This window comes from Rhizobium sp. NXC14, assembly GCF_002117485.1.
Lineage (GTDB): Bacteria > Pseudomonadota > Alphaproteobacteria > Rhizobiales > Rhizobiaceae > Rhizobium.
This window is the reverse complement of record NZ_CP021032.1, coordinates 396,940-413,600: the sequence shown is the minus strand read 5'-3', so window position 1 is coordinate 413,600 and position 16,661 is coordinate 396,940. Positions and strand designations below refer to the sequence as shown.

At 61.0% G+C, this 16,661-nt stretch carries 12 protein-coding genes and 2 pseudogenes; 6 read left to right on the top strand and 8 right to left on the bottom strand.

The genetic code is table 11. The features are described 5' to 3' along the window. The first annotated feature begins 23 nt into the window (after positions 1 to 23). On the top strand, positions 24 to 323 hold the full coding sequence (locus NXC14_RS26280; protein ID WP_085780949.1) for a hypothetical protein: 300 nt from the start codon (positions 24 to 26) through the stop codon (positions 321 to 323). Positions 324 to 464: 141 nt separating this feature from the next. On the opposite strand, the gene NXC14_RS26275 is transcribed toward NXC14_RS26280, so the two are convergent. Continuing rightward, the gene (locus tag NXC14_RS26275; protein WP_085780948.1) at positions 465 to 1,787 is read right to left on the bottom strand and encodes a type II toxin-antitoxin system HipA family toxin; all 1,323 of its coding nucleotides are present in this window, start codon (positions 1,785 to 1,787) and stop codon (positions 465 to 467) included. Next, positions 1,777 to 2,061 carry a helix-turn-helix domain-containing protein gene (locus NXC14_RS26270; protein WP_085781272.1) on the bottom strand — a complete coding sequence of 95 codons (285 nt, stop codon included), beginning with the start codon at positions 2,059 to 2,061 and terminating at the stop codon, positions 1,777 to 1,779. Before NXC14_RS26270 ends, NXC14_RS26275 begins: the two co-directional genes overlap by 11 nt. A gap of 342 nt (positions 2,062 to 2,403) precedes the next feature. Between NXC14_RS26270 and NXC14_RS32725 the strand changes: the two are divergent. From NXC14_RS32725 to NXC14_RS26255, 4 genes and pseudogenes are all read left to right on the top strand, one after another. Then, a pseudogene (locus NXC14_RS32725) lies at positions 2,404 to 2,556 on the top strand (sugar ABC transporter ATP-binding protein); the annotation flags it as partial. Positions 2,557 to 2,648: 92 nt separating this feature from the next. Next, positions 2,649 to 3,745, top strand: a pseudogene (locus NXC14_RS26265) (mandelate racemase/muconate lactonizing enzyme family protein). A gap of 21 nt (positions 3,746 to 3,766) precedes the next feature. After that, complete coding sequence (locus NXC14_RS26260; RefSeq protein WP_085780947.1) at positions 3,767 to 4,513, top strand: ribonuclease activity regulator RraA; 747 nt, start codon at positions 3,767 to 3,769, stop codon at positions 4,511 to 4,513. Between the two features lie 353 nt (positions 4,514 to 4,866). Then, positions 4,867 to 5,880: a methyltransferase gene (locus tag NXC14_RS26255; protein ID WP_085780946.1), complete on the top strand. Its 1,014-nt coding sequence runs from the start codon at positions 4,867 to 4,869 to the stop codon at positions 5,878 to 5,880. Between the two features lie 478 nt (positions 5,881 to 6,358). Here the strand turns inward: NXC14_RS26255 and NXC14_RS26250 are convergent, their stop codons facing one another. Beyond that, the gene (locus NXC14_RS26250) at positions 6,359 to 7,279 is read right to left on the bottom strand and encodes a zincin-like metallopeptidase domain-containing protein (protein ID WP_085780945.1); all 921 of its coding nucleotides are present in this window, start codon (positions 7,277 to 7,279) and stop codon (positions 6,359 to 6,361) included. 658 nt (positions 7,280 to 7,937) lie between these two features. Between NXC14_RS26250 and NXC14_RS26245 the strand changes: the two genes are divergently transcribed. Then, complete coding sequence (locus NXC14_RS26245; RefSeq protein ID WP_085781271.1) at positions 7,938 to 8,873, top strand: nucleotidyltransferase and HEPN domain-containing protein; 936 nt, start codon at positions 7,938 to 7,940, stop codon at positions 8,871 to 8,873. A 239-nt stretch (positions 8,874 to 9,112) separates the two neighbouring features. Here NXC14_RS26245 and NXC14_RS26240 read toward each other — a convergent pair whose 3' ends face one another. The 5 genes from NXC14_RS26240 to NXC14_RS26220 form a co-directional block, all read right to left on the bottom strand. After that, positions 9,113 to 10,483: an alpha-glucosidase/alpha-galactosidase gene (locus NXC14_RS26240; RefSeq protein ID WP_085780944.1), complete on the bottom strand. Its 1,371-nt coding sequence runs from the start codon at positions 10,481 to 10,483 to the stop codon at positions 9,113 to 9,115. A 22-nt stretch (positions 10,484 to 10,505) separates the two neighbouring features. Beyond that, positions 10,506 to 12,173, bottom strand: coding sequence for an ABC transporter ATP-binding protein (locus tag NXC14_RS26235; protein WP_085780943.1), 1,668 nt, complete (start codon positions 12,171 to 12,173; stop codon positions 10,506 to 10,508). Positions 12,174 to 12,183: 10 nt separating this feature from the next. Next, positions 12,184 to 13,320 carry an ABC transporter permease gene (locus tag NXC14_RS26230; RefSeq protein WP_085780942.1) on the bottom strand — a complete coding sequence of 379 codons (1,137 nt, stop codon included), beginning with the start codon at positions 13,318 to 13,320 and terminating at the stop codon, positions 12,184 to 12,186. A gap of 1 nt (position 13,321) precedes the next feature. Continuing rightward, a complete protein-coding gene (locus tag NXC14_RS26225; protein ID WP_085780941.1) occupies positions 13,322 to 14,329 on the bottom strand; it encodes an ABC transporter permease in 1,008 nt (335 codons plus the stop codon). A 159-nt stretch (positions 14,330 to 14,488) separates the two neighbouring features. Then, entirely contained in the window at positions 14,489 to 16,576 is a 2,088-nt protein-coding gene (locus NXC14_RS26220) for an ABC transporter substrate-binding protein (RefSeq protein WP_085780940.1), read from the bottom strand. Positions 16,577 to 16,661 lie beyond the last annotated feature (85 nt).

Sequence of the window (16,661 nt, the reverse complement as noted above, 5' to 3'; positions counted from 1 at the left end):
AGCAGCAAGGCAGGAGGAACATGATGGACGAGCAAGACCGCTGGCGCCAGATGGCGAGCGCACCGAGAGACGGCAGCCGCATCCTGGTGACGATCCGAGCATCCGAACAGGGGCCGGCGGAAGTCGACCTCGCCTACTGGTCGCATGGCGATCAGTTCGGCGGAGAAGGCTGGCGCGCCTCGGATTCTTCGCCCGGGCACATCATCGAATATGCCGAGCCGGAGTTGAAATGCTGGATGCCGATGCCCTCTGCCAATCGCGCCTCGATGCCCTCGCCCTGGGAAGGCGAAGACGAACAGCAGCTCGACGGGTCGGGGATTTAAGGAGCCAGACAGTTCTCCGAACGAACACAGCAGCTACAACACCACGGCAGTCCCGAGGTGGTCTGCTCCGCAGTGCATGACACGGCCGAGGGAGCGAAGGAAGGCTCCAGGCCATGCGCCTCTTTTGAGCCGCGGCCATCGTCAGGCCCCTCCGCTGGAGATCAGGGTTTCGCGCGCGGTGCGGAATGCGTCCTGCAGTGCCTTGTGGTTTCCGAGGCCTTCGAGGGCATAGCTGTTGAGAAACTGACGCGCGGCGAACAGTTTGCGGTCGACGGGGCTTAGTTCGGCCTCGTCGCAGACCTCTTGCCAGCGTTCGGCGATGGTCGTGATCTGGTGTTCGATAAGCGCGCCGGCTTCCGCCTCTTTCAGGTGATAGTCGGGCGCGGCAGCGAGCAAGGTGGAGAGCGTGCTGGCGCGGCTCTCACCCTTGATCAGCATCGCCTGCGTGGCTTCGTTGCCTGTGCGGCCTTGCGGGCAGATGTCATAAGCGGGGGTCAGGGTCAGCCATTTGCCGTCCCAGAACGCCGCATGGTTGCGGGCATGGTCGTCGGTGTTCCCGCACAATACGTTGAAGCAAATCCGCCCGTAGAGCTCCTTGAGCGTTTCCTTCGGATCTGTAAAGCGGTGGCGGATCAATTCGGCGAGGTCTTCGTAGGAGGCGTAGCGGGCCATCATCTCATCAAGGCCCAGCATGGTCAGGGCCGAGACCATGGCGTGGCGCGTCCAGCCGTTTTTGGTGTGGCTGCGGTCGAAGCGCTCGATCAGCAGCACGTCCTTTTGCGCGGCACGGGTCATGGATATTGAAGCGGCGTTGAGACCGCACGCAGTCGCCAGCTTCATCGCGATGAACTCGGCCTTCACAACGCTGTAGGTGTCGTTGGTCGCCGAGAATTTCGCGATGAACTTCTTCGTGTCGTCGTCGATTAGCGCCTTTGGACGCGCGCCACCGATCGAGGTGCCGTGATTAAGGGCCTGGTCGAGTGCCGAAGTAAGAGGGACGCCTTTTTCGATGAGTTCAGCCGCTTCGAGGAGTTCGTCGAGCGAAGCTTGCGCAGTAAGGCGGGGGACGTACTCCGTGGCCGATGCCTGAAAGTCGAGGGCGCCAATCCGGTCGGAGCCTGACTGGAGCAGGAAGGTCAACTCGCTGATCTCCGGCACGCCGGCAGCGTCGGGTTTCTTACCCGTCAGCCTGTTGATGATGACACGGCGGCCCCAGGCGTCCGGCGAGCCGTCGCGAATGCAGCTTGCCATTTGCAGGCCGTTGATAGGCGCAATGACGCCTTCCTGAAGCGGCAGTTCCGGCTCATAGATGGAAATAGCGTTGTTCCGGCGGCGGTAGCTGGCGCCGTAGGTATAGAGCAGGCGCTCGCCATCCTGGTCGAGGCGGCCGGCCACGACTGGTTCCGTCGCCCCCGGCAGCCACATCCAGACAAAGGATTTGGTAGCGTCCGCCTTAGAAGTCATCATCGACCTCCTTCACACTGTGGCGGACGCTCTTCGGCATCAGGGTCAGTTTTTCGTCAAGGCGGGCGTTGTGCAGGTGGAGAGTGCGTTCGTCATAGTCGAACAGGCGCACACCAACGATTGAGGCGACTTCGAATACGATGCCGATCTCCGGGCCCGGCGCGCCTTTTTCGATGCTGGACAGCGTCGTGCGGCTGATGCCGGCGCGGTTGGCTAGTTCCTGTGCGGTCAGGCCGCGCTCGGCGCGGCCGACGCGGATCAGCTTGCCGAGCAGGGTGAGCGCCTGGTGCGTGACTCTGGAGTAGCTTCTCTGACGGGGCACGATTATACCGCTTTGTTCATTTAACTGGACGTGAGGCCATGTCATGTCCAGAATTTTGTACATTTTGCTATGCGGGTGGCGTCTTGTCAAGATTGTTCATTTGATTGGTCACAAAGGCGGCTCGCGGCCATAATTTTGAACATCAGGTGCCGGGCCGCGGCGGTGCGATAGAGTGGAGGGGCGGTTTGGGACGGTGGTGCCAGGCCAATGGGGCGAAATCTGCGGGGCGGCCGCGTGGACGGCGTCACCTCGATCTCAGCGCTGCGATACGCCTCGGCCTGACCCTTCCAGCGTTCGATCCGCTCGATGCAGCGCGGCGCCATCGTCAATGTCAGCGTGCCGCCAACCGTTGCGGTCACGCCCGACGAACAGATCTGGCTAAAATTCGATCAGGAGCGGATGCATCTGTTTGACGGCGAAACGGAAATGGCGCTGAAGGCCAACTGAGACCAAGCGGATGTGAGACGAGGGCGTGGGTGACGAAGCTTAAAATCACGGCGATCAAGCCCTATCCTGTATGGGTCGGGACGCGCAACCAGATGCTGGTCAAGGTCGTGACCGACAGTGGCATCTTCGGTTGGGGCGAGAGCGGCTTGAGCGGTCGGGAGAAGGCCGTGGCCGGCGCGATCGAGCACTATCGCGAGTTTCTCATCGGTCGCACCCGATGCAGATCGGTCGGATCTGGCAGGAGCTTTATCGCAGCCAATATTTCGAAGGCGGGCGCGTTCTGCAGGCGGCGATTTCCGCTATCGACATTGCCCTGCACGACATCAAGGGCAAGGCGCTGGGCGTACCGGTCTATGACCTGCTGGGCGGCAAGCAGCGCGACCGTATTCCGACCCTCGCCTCGACAGGCGACGAGGCCGAGGGCGATGTTGCCATCGAACGAGCCCGCGAACTGCGCGCAGAGGGGTGGCAGGCGATACGCTTCTTCCCCATCGGGCAAAGCAGCAACGATATCTTTGAGCCGCGAGAGTCGATCGGCGCCACCGCACGGATGCTGAACAGGGCGCGCGACGCGCTCGGCGACGAGGTCGTCCTCGGCATCGACTACCATCATCGGCTATCGGTGGCAGAGGCGGCGAGCTTCTGCAACAAGCTCGGCCGTGGCGTGCTTGATTTCCTCGAGGAGCCGATACGAGACGAAACGCCGGAGGCATACGAATCTCTGCGCACTATGACCGACATCCCGTTTGCCATTGGGGAGGAATTTGCCAGCAAGTGGCAGTTCCTGCCCTATATCGAGCGCGGCATCCATCAGTTCAACCGGCTTGATGTCTGTAACGTTGGCGGGCTCACTGAAGCGATGAAGGTCGCTGGTTGGAGCGAGGCGCACTATGTGGATCTGATGCCACACAATTCCCTTGGTCCAGTCTGCACGGCCGCAACAATCCATCTTGCCTCGGCGGTACCAAATTTCGCCTGGCTCGAGACCAGGGCGCCCGAAGCGAAGCTCGGCTTCGACAATTCCGACTTCTTCCCCGTGCAACCGCGGCTCGACGGCCCCTACTATCCGGTCAGCGATCTGCCGGGCCTCGGCGTCGAGGTCAACGAAGAAGCGATTAAGGCGGAGAGCTTTCGTTTCTGGGAAGCGCCGCACCTGAAGCGCCGCGACGGTTCTGTCACCAACTGGTAGTTTCATCCACCGGAGCCTAAAATGACGCATACGCCCGATATTACGCGACCTCCCAGAGACATGATCGACGCACTGAAGGAGATCGGCGCCGCGACCATTGCCGGTACGCTCGGCCATATGGGCTTCCGCAATCCGCATATGGTCGGCCCGGTATCGCAGAGCCGCGGGAAGTCGATCGTCGGCCCGGCGCTGACGCTTCAGTTCCTACCGCAGCGGCCGGACCTTTTCACCGAGGGAGAATATGCAGATCCGGAGACGCAGCTGCACCGACACGTGCTCTATCACGTGCAGGAGGGCGATGTGGTCGTGGTCGACGCGCGCGGCGACATGAGCTCGGGCGTCTTCGGCGATATGATGTCGACCTATTGCAAAGGCAGAGGCGGCGCTGGCATCGTGATCGATGGGTGCATGCGCGATCGCCCCAATGTCGAGAAGCTCGATCTCTCTTTGTGGCTGCGCGGCTGGACGCCCAACTACCATGTGCAGACCAGCATCTATCCGAACGCCGTCAACGTTCCGATTGCCTGCGGAGGTGTCACGGTGATCCCCGGAGATATCATCGTCGCCGACGATGATGGGGTGGTGATGCTTCCAGTCGCAATGGCACCGAAGGTAATCGAAGAATCGCAAAAGCATCACGATTGGGAGGAGTTCTCGCGAGCCAAGCTTATGGAGGGCGGGTCGTTGCAGCGCTACTATCCGCTGCATGACGATGCCCGCACAGAGTACGAAGAGTGGCGCAAAGGAAACCGCCCGGGAACAATCTAGACAACGGATTGCTCCAGAAGGCGACGAACTTTGTGAGGCGTCGCCCTGCGGAATAGGCACTGCGTCGCATTCGCCCTCGGCGCGGGGCTGATGCGGTTTAGGTGTTCGCAACCGCACCAAATGCGTACATTGCGATCCGACTTCGCTGTGAAAGTCAGCTGTCGGTATCGCCGCTCAGCCGTTGGGCTCTTGGCTAGTGAATCTTGATTAATTGCCCCCCATCATAAAACGCTTTAGTTTTACTCGGAGGGTGCCTCGACGAGACGGAACGTCCTCGGCTTCGCAGCGCCGTCGGCGGTTACCGCACCAATTCCAGGTGCCGTTCGACGACACAATCTACGAGGAGACGAGCGATGGGCGCGACGACGCCGGACAACATCATGCAGCTTGGCATGGGGTTCTGGGCCTCCAAAGCCATGCTCAGCGCCGTCGAGCTCGGCGTCTTCACCGAGCTCGCAGCCGGCCCGGCCGACCTGAGCGACCTGCAGGCCAGGCTGAAACTGCATCCCCGTTCGGCCCGCGACTTCCTCGATGCCCTGGTGGCCCTGAAGCTGCTCGAACGCGAGGACGGCCGCTATCGCAATGCCATCGATGCGGAACTCTTCCTCGACAAGGCGAAGCCATCCTATATCGGCGGCATCCTCGAAATGGCCAATGCCCGGCTATACGGTTTCTGGGGCTCGCTTACCGAAGCCCTGCAGACCGGAGAGCCGCAGAACGAAGCCAAGTACAGCGAGGACCTCTTTGCTGCGATATACGCGGAACCGGCACGGCTGCGCGGGTTCCTCGAGGCGATGAGCGGGATCAGCGCCGGTCCGGCGCAGGCGATCGCCGCCAAGTTCGACTGGTCGAAATACACGACCTTCGCCGATGTGGGCGCGGCGCAAGGAATGGTGCCGGTGGTGATCGCCCGAGCCCATCCGCATCTCCGGGGACTCGGCTTCGACCTCCCCGCCGTGCAGCCGATATTTGACGAGTTCGTCGCCCGGCAAGGCCTTAGCGACCGCATCGGCTTCCAACAGGGCAATTTCTTCGACAGTCCGATGCCGAATGCGGATGTGATCGTGATGGGGCATATCCTCCACGACTGGGATCTTGCCGAGAAGAGGATGCTGCTGGAAAAAGCCTTCGCCGCGCTGCCGAACGGCGGGGCCCTGATCGTCTACGACGCCGTCATCGACGATGAACGCCGCAGCAACGCCTTCGGCCTGCTGATGAGCTTGAACATGCTGATCGAGACCCGCGGAGGGTTCGACTACACCGGCGCCGACTGCCAGGCCTGGATGCGCGACGCCGGATTCGTTTCCACGCGCGTCGAGCCGTTGGTGGGGCCGGACTCGATGGTGATCGGATTCAAGCCCCACTGAGCGGGAACGGCGACCCCGGCGGGTGTCGCGCCTTGGATGGCGTAGTTTGTCCTTCTGGGAATTCTTGGAAGTTAGCAGCAACGACCCACCACTGTAACAACCGGCGAGGTTTTGCCAAAGACGGTCCTTTATCCACGGGGCGGCGTCACGCCACCCCGACAAGTTGCATTGCGAAACGACCCCCGGATAGAAATCCTGCGACCTGCTGATCCTTCCTCAGGTAGCGGGCAGCGGAAGAGTACCCTGGCTTAGGATTGTGAGATATCTGCGGTAGCTGAAAGACGGCCGAGCGCCTAGTTCTGGACAACCCACGGCGTCCGTATTCACGGGCGCTCGAGGACGCAGTGCTTGCTGCCGATTTCAGCCCGACGATTAGATCATGCGGGGCAGATGCGCCGTACGATGCTTTTTGCGGGATAAGAGCGCGCAAGATGTGAGTGCCGCAGTTATCCGACATGAATGGCTGAGAAAAGACGGCTTACGCCGCCTCCTCCTCGTTGAGGTCCGGCTGCAGGTCATGCAGGTAATCGACGGCCCGCTGCGCATGCGCTGCCGCTGAAAAGATAGCCCGCTTTTCGTTGCCCAGAACTTTGAGCCAGCCATCGAGATAGCTTGCGTGGTCGGGGCGTGGTTCGAGCTCCGGAACGATGCCGAGATCGGCGCAAAGAAAGCAGCTGCCGAGTTCGGCAATGAGTTCTTCGCGGGCTCGTTCGCTCCGGTCCTTGGCGTACCGGCTGAGATCACGGTCAAGCCTTCGGGGTGCCGCGGTCCAGTGCGTCATCTCGTGGCTCAAGATGGCGACATAGGAGGCATCGTCGCGGAAGGCATCCAGGTGTGGCATCTGGATGTAGTCCCGGGCAGCAGCATAATAGGCGGCCGATCCTCCGTGCCGTATCAGTGCGCCCGTGTTGGCAAAGAAGCGGCCGGCATTGCCGATGCGGCTCATCGGATCCTGGACGGGCTCAATGCACTCGGCCCGCCCATCGAGACCGGTGATCTGATCGGTATTGAATACCGTGTAGGTTTTGAGGAATGGAATATCCCGTTCGATCTCCGCGCCTGTCTCCGTCGTCTCGGCGCGAATAAATGAGCTGGCGAAGACGACGGTTGTGCCGGTTTCGCCCTTGCGGACGGCGGCGCCGAGCTCCTTTGCCTGGCGAAAGGTCATCCACGTTGATGACGCAAAGCCGCGGGCGATGGCTTCCGACCAGAGGAGCAGAACGTTGATGCCGGTGTATGGTTGGCCGTTATGGCGCAGTGGCCGGCTGACCTCGGCTGTCGCATCTTTCGTCGTCCAGGGTCTGGTCCATGGCCGTACGCCCTGTTCGAGATCGGCAATGATCTTGGCGGTGATGCGGCTGTAGATATCGGATCGTTGATTGGATTGCTGCGTGCTCATATCTGAACCTCCGTTTGGAGGTCGCGGCCATCGCGACCTGCTACGGCGGGTCGAAAGCCAGGCAACAAGCGCCGCCTGCACCCGCAGGGCCGCAACGAAGTGAAGGACGGCAAAGCCGTTGCCGGTGGCGCGAGCCTGGCAGGACCAAGAGCCGGGCAGGACGCGATGGCAGCACCATTATCGTGAGGTCGTGAAGGAGGCACAGAGCGGCAAATCCAAGGCTGATACGTCGCTCGCATCGCACATCGCCGGAGCACTGGCTGAACCGCCGCGCCTGACCATCGTGAGGGCGAGCATGCAGCCGATCTTCAATGCCGTTCACCTGACAGGAATTCGCCGGTGTGGGGGCGGTACAAGGGCGCGCCGACCTTATTGGTCTTGGCCTCGGCGACCTTCACCTTTGCCTCGACACGAGCCCGCACGCGCCACCGGCCGCCGCTAAAGGAAGCCCACTATCACCAAGATTTCGCGGCCGGTCATCGGGGCATGTCGTCCGAATGTTGACGGCCATCGATACGCGAGATCGGCACCGTCGGCCGCCGCTATGCAAGGCGGATCATCAGTCCATTTACGGTTGTGGTTTGAGACGACCCGTGTAGAATCGCCTGATCTGAGTTCTTCAAATCATTTGTCAGCTGCCGCGGCCATTTTCTTCATCATGAAAACGTCCCTCAACCATATGCCGCTCCGCAAGCAACGCGAGCTTGGCCGCGTTCTGGAAATTCTCCATGAGGAATTCGAGGATGCGCTGAAAGACGGCACGGCGGAATTCAAGAAGCGCGGCCGGATCCTGAAGATCATCCTGTTCGGCTCCTACGCCAAGGGCGGCTGGGTGGATGAGCCCTGCACGATGAAGGGTTATCGCTCGGATTTCGATCTGCTCATCGTCGTCAACAACCGCAAGCTTTGTGAATTCGCAGAGTACTGGCACAAGGCAGCCGACCGGCTGATCCACGACAAATCGATAGAAACGCCAGTGAGCTTCATTGTCCATTCCAGGCGCGAGGTGAACACCTATCTCAAAGAGGGGCAGTACTTCTTTTCCGATATCCGCAAGGAAGGCATCGTTCTGTACGAACTGGATGATGAACCCCTTTCGGAGCCCAAGGCCCTCTCTTCGGCAGAGCTTTGGAAAGTCGCGAGCGGCCATTTTGATCAGAGGTTTCGGGCAGCCACGCGCTTTCTTCAGATGGCAATGTTAGCGATTGAGCGCCGTTATATAGAGAACGCAGCCTTCGAGCTGCATCAGACGATTGAACAGGCCTATTCTTGTGTCTTGCTGACGCTAACCAATTACGGTCCGCCTTCTCACAATATCAAATTCCTCCGCTCGCTCGCCGAGGAACAGGACCGGCGCTTAGCCGAGGCTTTCCCTCGCGATCAGCACCGCGAGCGTGCTTGGTTCAACACGCTGAACGAAGCGTATGTAAAAGCGCGGTATTCAAAGTACTTTGAGATCAGCGCGGAGGCTCTCGACTGGCTTTCGGAGCAAACGGCTTTGTTGCTTGAGCTGGTCAACACAGTATGCTCCGAGCATCTGGAGGTGCTGGGGCGAAATGGTGGTATTGATGGGAAGACGGCTGAGTGTTCTTGAGGGGAGCATAACCTTAAACTCTGGTCATTTTACGTCTGGGGCAGTTGAACGGATTCGAACCCACCGCCGTCCCGATATCATGACCTTAATTTTTACGCTTAATCTTGAAAAATCAGCTGCCGATCGAGATCAATACTTACTCATAGGAGGCCGCTCGCGTCCATTACAGGATTTTTACGTAAAAGCCCCGCGGTTGTTGCGACCGCGGGGCTTCTCGACGCCTCACCCGGGAGAGGGGATCAGGCGGCCTGGACTTTTCGGTTGCCGCGTGCCCATTCGGGCAGCCAGTCGCCGTGGGCGGCGAGCAGGTCGTCGACCAGCGACCAGATCTGGTCGAGGTCGAGTTCGGCCGCAGTGTGCGGGTCCATCATTGCGGCGTGGTAGATATGCTCGCGATTTTCCGTCATCAGCGCCTGCACCGTCAGTTCCTGGACGTTGATGTTGGTGCGCATCAGCGCTGTCAGCTGCGGCGGCAGGTCGCCGATGAAGGTCGGCTGGATGCCGGAGGCGTCGACGAGGCAGGGCACTTCAGCGGCGCAATTTTCCGGCAGCGAGGTGATGCAGCCATTGTTGCGGACATTGCCGTAGATCACCGAGGGTTCGCCGGTCCAGACCGAGTTGATGATCGAGGAGGCATATTCCTTCGATGGCTTGACCTCGATCTTGTCGGCCGTGCGATAGGCTTCCGCCTGGCCCTTCCAGCGCTCGATCTGCTCGATGCAGCGCTTCGGATATTCATCTAGCGGAATGCCGAATTTCTCGATCAGGTCCTCGCGGCCTTCCTTGATGAAATAAGGCGTGTATTCGGCGAAGTGCTCCGAGCTTTCCGTGACGAAATAGCCGAGCCGCGTCAGCATCTCGTAGCGCACCTTGTTCGGGCAGCGCGGATTCCAGCCGGGCTTCGGCGCCCTGCCCTCGCGATAGGCGCGCAGGAGATCGGGATAGAGGTTGCGGTAAGAGCCGTCGGCCTGGCGATGCTCGAATTTGAGATAGAAGGCCATGTGGTTGATGCCGGCGGCGCGATAGCGGATTTCCTCGTAGGGAATGTCGAGGTCGTGCGCCAGCTCCATCGCCGTGCCCTGCACCGAATGGCAGAGGCCGACCTGACGGATCGTCGGGTATTTCTCCGATATCGCCCAGGTGTTGATCGCCATCGGGTTGACATATTGCAGCATGATCGCCTCGGGGCAGACGGCGAGCATGTCCTCGCAGACCTTCCAGAGATGCGGCACGGTGCGCAAGCCCCGCATGATGCCGCCGACGCCGAGCGTGTCGGCAATCGTCTGGCGCAGCCCGTATTTCTTCGGCACTTCGAAATCGGTAACGGTGCAGGGCTCGTAGCCGCCGATCTGGAAGGCGACGACGACGAAATCGGCGCCTGAAAGCGCCTTTCGCTGATCGGAATAGGTCTCGGCCTTGGCCTTGACCCCGAGCGTCGAGATCAGCTTGTTGACGACGATCGAGCTTTCTTCCAGCCGCTGCGGATTGAGATCCATCAGCGCAATTGTCGCGCCCGAGAGCGCCGGACGCTGAAGCACGTCGCCGATGATGTTCTTCATGAAGACGGTGGAGCCTGCTCCGATGAAGGTGATTTTGGGATTTCCTGCCATTATAGCCTCCGGCATTCGATAATCATGCTACCTCGAAAGCGGCCTTGACGAGCCGTTCGGTGTAGGCGGTCTTGGGATTGGTGAGAACTTCGTTGACGGGCCCCTCTTCCATGATCTTGCCGTGCTGCATGACGATGACGCGGTGGCAGAGGGCCCGGACGACCTTGAGGTCGTGGGAGATGAAGAGATAGCTCAGGCCGCGCTCGTCCTGCAGCTTGCGTAAGAGTTCGATGATCTGCGCCTGGACGGACAGGTCGAGTGCGGAAGTCGGCTCGTCGAGCAGGATGAATTCCGGCTCCAGCGCGATGGCGCGGGCAATCGCGATGCGCTGGCGCTGACCGCCGGAAAATTCATGCGGAAAACGCGACAGGATATTGCCGGGCATGCCGGCGGCAACAAGTGCCTCGCGCACCCGGTCCTGCCGTTCGGCCCTCGTGGCGCCGAGCCGGTTGACGACAAGGCCTTCCTCGATGATCTGGCCGATCGTCATGCGTGGGTTGAGCGAGGAGAACGGGTCCTGGAACACCACCTGCATGCGGGCGCGGAAGGGCCGCATCTCGGCCCTGGAAAGCCCGTGGATCGGCTGGCGATCGAAATGGATCTCGCCGGCCTGCGGCGTGTTCAGCCGCAAGATCGCCTGGCCAAAGGTTGTCTTGCCGGAGCCGGATTCGCCGACGAGACCGAGGGTTTCGTGGCGGCGCAGCGTCAGGCTCAGGCTGTCGACGGCGACGAGCTCACGCATCTCCGGTTTCAGGAAGGTGCCGTGGCGCAGCATGAAGCCGACCCGCACGCCCTTGGCATCGAGGATGATGTCGGAGCCCTCCGGCAGCGGATTGGCCTGCCCACGCGGCTCGGAGGCGAGCAGATGTCTTGTATAGGGGTGCTGAGGATTGGCAAACAGCGCCTCGGTGACATTGTGCTCGCGCACCTCGCCATGCTGCATGACGTAGACGTAATCGGAGAACTGCCGGACCACCGTCAGATCGTGGGTGATGAGGATGACCGCCATCCCCAGCTCTTTCTGCAGGTTGCGGATCAGGTTGAGGATCTGCGCCTGCACGGTGACGTCAAGCGCCGTCGTCGGCTCGTCGGCGATCAAAACATCGGGATCGTTGGCAAGGGCCATGGCGATCATCACACGCTGACGCTGGCCGCCGGAAAGCTGGTGCGGATATTGTTTGAGGCGCGCTGCCGGATCGGGGATCTGCACATGTTCGAGCAATTCGAGCGCGCGTTTCTCTGCGTCTTTCCGGCTCACCCGGCGGTGCACGCGGATTGCCTCCACGATCTGGCTGCCGATCGTATAGATCGGGTTCAGCGAGCTCATCGGTTCCTGGAAGATCATCGAGATGCGGTCGCCACGCAGCTTACGGCGCGCCCGCTCGGAAAAATTCAGGATGTTGCTGCCGTCATAGGAGACCGTCGAATTGTCGGAGACGACGGCGCGTTTCGACAGGAGCCCCATCACCGTACGCGCCGTCACCGATTTGCCGGAGCCGGATTCGCCGACGATGGCGATCGTCTCGCCGCGATAAAGCTGGAAGGAGACGTCCTTGACGGCTTCAACCATGCCGCCCTCGACCTTGAAATTCACCGCAACGTTGCGCGCATCAATGATCGGCGTTTCCGAGCGGCCGTCATGGTCATGGCGGACGGGCGGGGCGAAGGAATTGACCAGTGCAAGAGCCATATCAATCACCTCAATAGGGATCGACCGCGTCGCGCAGTCCGTCACCGAGCGCATTGAAGGCGAAGACGGTGACGAGCACGAAGCCGACGGGGGAGAGAATCCAGGGATAGGAACCGATGACCGAGTAGGTCGCCGTGTCCTGCAGCATCAGCCCCCAGGAAATCAGCGGGGGCTTAACGGCGAACCCGAGGAAACCGAGGAAGGATTCCAACAGTACGACGCTCGGTATGGCGAGCGTCACCGCGACGATGACGTGGCTCAATACGTTGGGCAGAATATGCTGGATGATGATGCGCCGGTCGGTGGCGCCGACCGCCATTGCCGCCCGGACATAGTCGATCCGGGCAAGCGCCAGGGTCTTGCCGCGCACCTCGCGCGACATCTGCGCCCAGCCGAGCGCCGACATCACGACGATAACGAAGGCGAGGAATACATTGGTCGGCGCGGTCACCGGGATCAGCGAAGTCAGCGCCAGATAGAGCGGCAGTTGCGGGAAGGCAAGGACCAGTTCGACGAAGCGCTGCAGCCAGACATCGAAGGTGCCGCCGAAATAGCCCGACACCATGCCGACAGTCGTGCCGATGAGCGTGACGATGAAGACGACGGTCAGCGCGATCATCAGCGAGATCCGCGAGCCGATGATGGCACGCGACAGCACATCCCGGCCGAACTTGTCGGTGCCGAGGAAATGCACCGGCTGGCCATCGGTCGAGCCGAAGAAGTGGCGGTCGGCCGGAATGAGGCCGAAAAGCTTATACTCCGCGCCCTTGACGAAGAAACCGAGCAGCCGCGGATTGTCGTAGTCGACGCCCACGATCGGCTGGAAGGTGACCGGGTCGAGCTCCTCGGAATCCGACAGCGCATAGACGCGTGGCTGGAAGACGAAATTTCCGTCCTTATCGTGAAAGCTCATCACCTGCGGCGGCGCAAAGCCGACATCGGTTGCCTTGGGATCCATTGGCGCGAAAAAATCTGCAAAGACTGCCATGAGGAGCAAGAGCCCGACGAGCACCAGCCCGGCCATGCCGGTCCAGGAGCGCCGCAGCCGGCGCCAGACGAGCGCCAGGTAACTTTCGCTGCCATGCGAGGGCTTCTTGATCGCGGGTTCGGTTGTCGGTGGGGTCTCGGATGAATCGAAAGCAAGCATCTCAGGCTCCTCCGAACTGGCGCACGCGCGGATCAAGCAGAGCGAGCAGCATGTCGGCGATGATATTGCCGACGATCAGCGTTGCCGACAGAACCATCATGAAGGTCGCCGTGACATAGACGTCGCCGACCGCCATCGAGCCAACGATCGCCGGACCGACGGTCGGCAGCGCGAAGATGATCGCCGTTTCGATCTCGCCGGTCAGCATGTAGGGCAGAACGACACCCTGGTACATGACGAGCGGATGCAGGGCGTTCGGCACCGCATGGCGCATCACCACCGCCCCGCCGGTAAGCCCCTTGGCCTTGGCCGTCTCGACATATTGCGCATTCAGCGTGTCGAGCAGATTGCCGCGCATGACGCGCATATTGTAGGCGAGCCCGCCGAAGGTGGCGATCGCAACGACCGGCCAGACATGATGGACGAGGTCGACGAATTTCGCCCAGGACCAGGGCGCCCCGCCATATTGCGGCGAGAAGAAGCTGCCGATTTCGGACACGTTGAACTGGAAGACCAGGAGATAGACGATGATCAGCGCCATCAGGAAGCGCGGCACCGTCATGCCGAGGAAAGAAATCGCCGAAAGCGTGCTGTCGATCCAGCTATATTGCCGCGTCGCTGCCCAGATGCCGAAGCCGATGCCGAGCACGGATGCGAAGATGTGGCAGACGAGCGCCAGCAGCAAGGTCCGCGGCAGACGCTCGCCGACGACATCGGCGACCGGCTTGTTGTAGAACATGCTGTAGCCGAAATCGCCGCGTGTGACGATACCGCCGATCCAGTTGCCGTATTGGATGACCAGCGGCTTATCGAGGCCGTGTTCGACACGGTAGGCCTGCGCCTGGGCTTCGGCCTGGGCGTAAGATGCGCCGCCCTGATTGATCAGCTGAGATCTTATATAATCGGCATAATCGCCGGGCGGGGCCTGGATGATCGCGAAAGTCACCACGCTCAGAATGAAAAGAACAGGGACCGCGGAGGCTATGCGCACGAGCAGGAATCGTAACATCGGACGGTTCGCTTACCTTGCCGCCAGTCGCTCCTTGTCGGCGCGGCCGGCTTTGTTGGTCATATCAGGCCGCGCGCCACGCGCGGCCTGAATCTCATTTTCAGCTGGGAGGGAACTCCAGCGCGTCGCATCAGATGCGACGCGTATTTGTTTCATGCATCAGTTGATCGGACCCTTGTCGCCGGGTTTGCCGGGCAGCTGCTCGGGGAACAGCTCGTATTTGCCCTGCTTGTCGGCGGCCACCCACAGGCGTTCGCGGATGATCGAGTCTTCAGCCCAGTTGAACATGAAGATCGGCGTGCCCTGCGGGACGTTCGAGAAGCGCTTGTTGATGATCAGCGCGCCCGGATATTCCGTCAGACCGACGGTGTTGACGTGCTCGGTCGAGATCTTCTGATACTGCTTCATCAGGTCGACGCGCTCGTCATTGTTCTGGCTGGTCGTGAACTTGTTGACGACATCGACCATTTCCTTTTCGAAGGGCATCAGATCGAGCTGGTCCTCCTTGCCGGCGCGATGGTGCCAGCTGGTGCGCGGGCCGACCGGGGCAAGCTGCTCGGTATTCTGCACCACCGACGACAATTCGGTCGTGTTGCGCTGGATCAGCCAATCGAAGCGGCCGCCATAATGGGCTTCGTCACGCTTGGCACCGTCGAGGCCGTTGAGGATGACCTTCAGCCCGAGCTTCTCCATCTGGCCGACCACACCTTCGGCAAGGCTCTTGTCGGTTGTGTAGTCGTTGTTGACGAGCATGACGATTTCGACATCCTTGCCGCCGGCCGTGCCGGCCGGGAAGTTCACGATGCCGTCGCCGTCGGTATCCTTCAGGCCCGCTTTGGCGAGTTCAGCCTTGGCGCCCTTGAGATCAAAGGGATAGTAGACCGTGGAGTTGCGGTCGTAGAAGCTGGTGCCGGAGGAAAGCCCACCCGGATAAATGGCCGTGAACGGTCCCTTGACCAGCGAGTCGCCGATCGCCTTGCGGTCGAGCGCCATGGTGACCGCCTTACGGAAGTCCTCGTTGCGGTTCAATTCGCGGATCGCCTGGCCGCGCTCGTCCGGATTGCCCCAGCCATTGGCGGAGAAGTTCATGCGCAGGTTATAGCCGATCAGGCGCGGCCCGAAGGCAAGCCGGGCGGGCGCGGTCTTTTCTGCGGCGCGCTTCAGCGAAGCGACGAAGTTTTCCGGCTGCTCGAGGTTGGAGATATCGGCAGATCCGGCCACGGCCTGAACATCGCGATCAGCCCAGGTCGAGAGCTTGTAGTGCAGCTCGTTGAGGTAGGGTAGCTGGTTGCCCTTCTCGTCGACCTTCCAGTAATAGGGGTTGCGGCGGAGCACGATGATGTCGTCGGGGCGATATTCCACCGGCACCCAGGCGCCCATCACAGGCATGTTCATGAACTCAGGCGGGAAGGCGTTCTTGAACTGGTCGTAGGTGTTCTTCGAATATTTCGGATGCTGAGGTTTAAGGATATGCGACGGACCCGGGCAGAAGTTCGGGTAGGACATCGTGTAAAGGTATTGCTTGGGGAAGGCTTCCTTGAAGGTCCATTCGACGGTGTAGTCGTCGATCTTCTTCAGGGTCGTGCCGACACCGAAGGCCTCAGGCGAGGCGCCGCCGCCAAGCGGCGAGACGTTCGGATCGACTACTTCGTCGTCCCAGTAGAACATGATGTCGTCGGCATTGAACGGCGCGCCGTCGGACCACTTGGCGCCCTCGATCAGGTGCATGGTCAGCTTATGGCCGTCCTCCGACCAGTCCCAGCTCTTGGCAAGGTTCGGCAGCGGCTCGGTATCCTGGGCCTTCACCTGGAAGAGCGGCGCGGTGCGCGTCAGGCATTCGGAAAGGCCGATATCGATGCCGCCCCAGCCCTGGGTCTGGCCGGCCCCGTAGTTCCAGCCTTCCGGGCGGCCGCCGATGACATGGCGCATCGTATCGCCGTAAACGCCAATGCCGTCGGGCATATTGCCCGTCTTGAAGACCAGCGGCTCCTTCGGCAGACGGTCCTTGACCGGCGGCAGCTTGCCGCCGGAGACGAAATTCTTCGTTACCCAATTGGGCTCGTGATATTCGGGCAGCGCCTTGAACTCCAGGATGGAGTCGCGCGCGACATAGTTGATCTTGCCTTCGGCCGGAAAGTCCGGCGGCACCGGCGGGGCGGTCGGTTCGGACGCATGGGCATGCAGCGCCAAGACCGAAACGCCAAGCGTCAGTCCGGCCAGAATGCCTGCTTTGCGGAAATTCATCATCGTTTCTCCCTCTGTTTCGGAGCACGGGGGCAGCCGGCTCCATTCTCCTCGAACAGCGTGGAAGCAGGCCTTGTGTCATGGATTT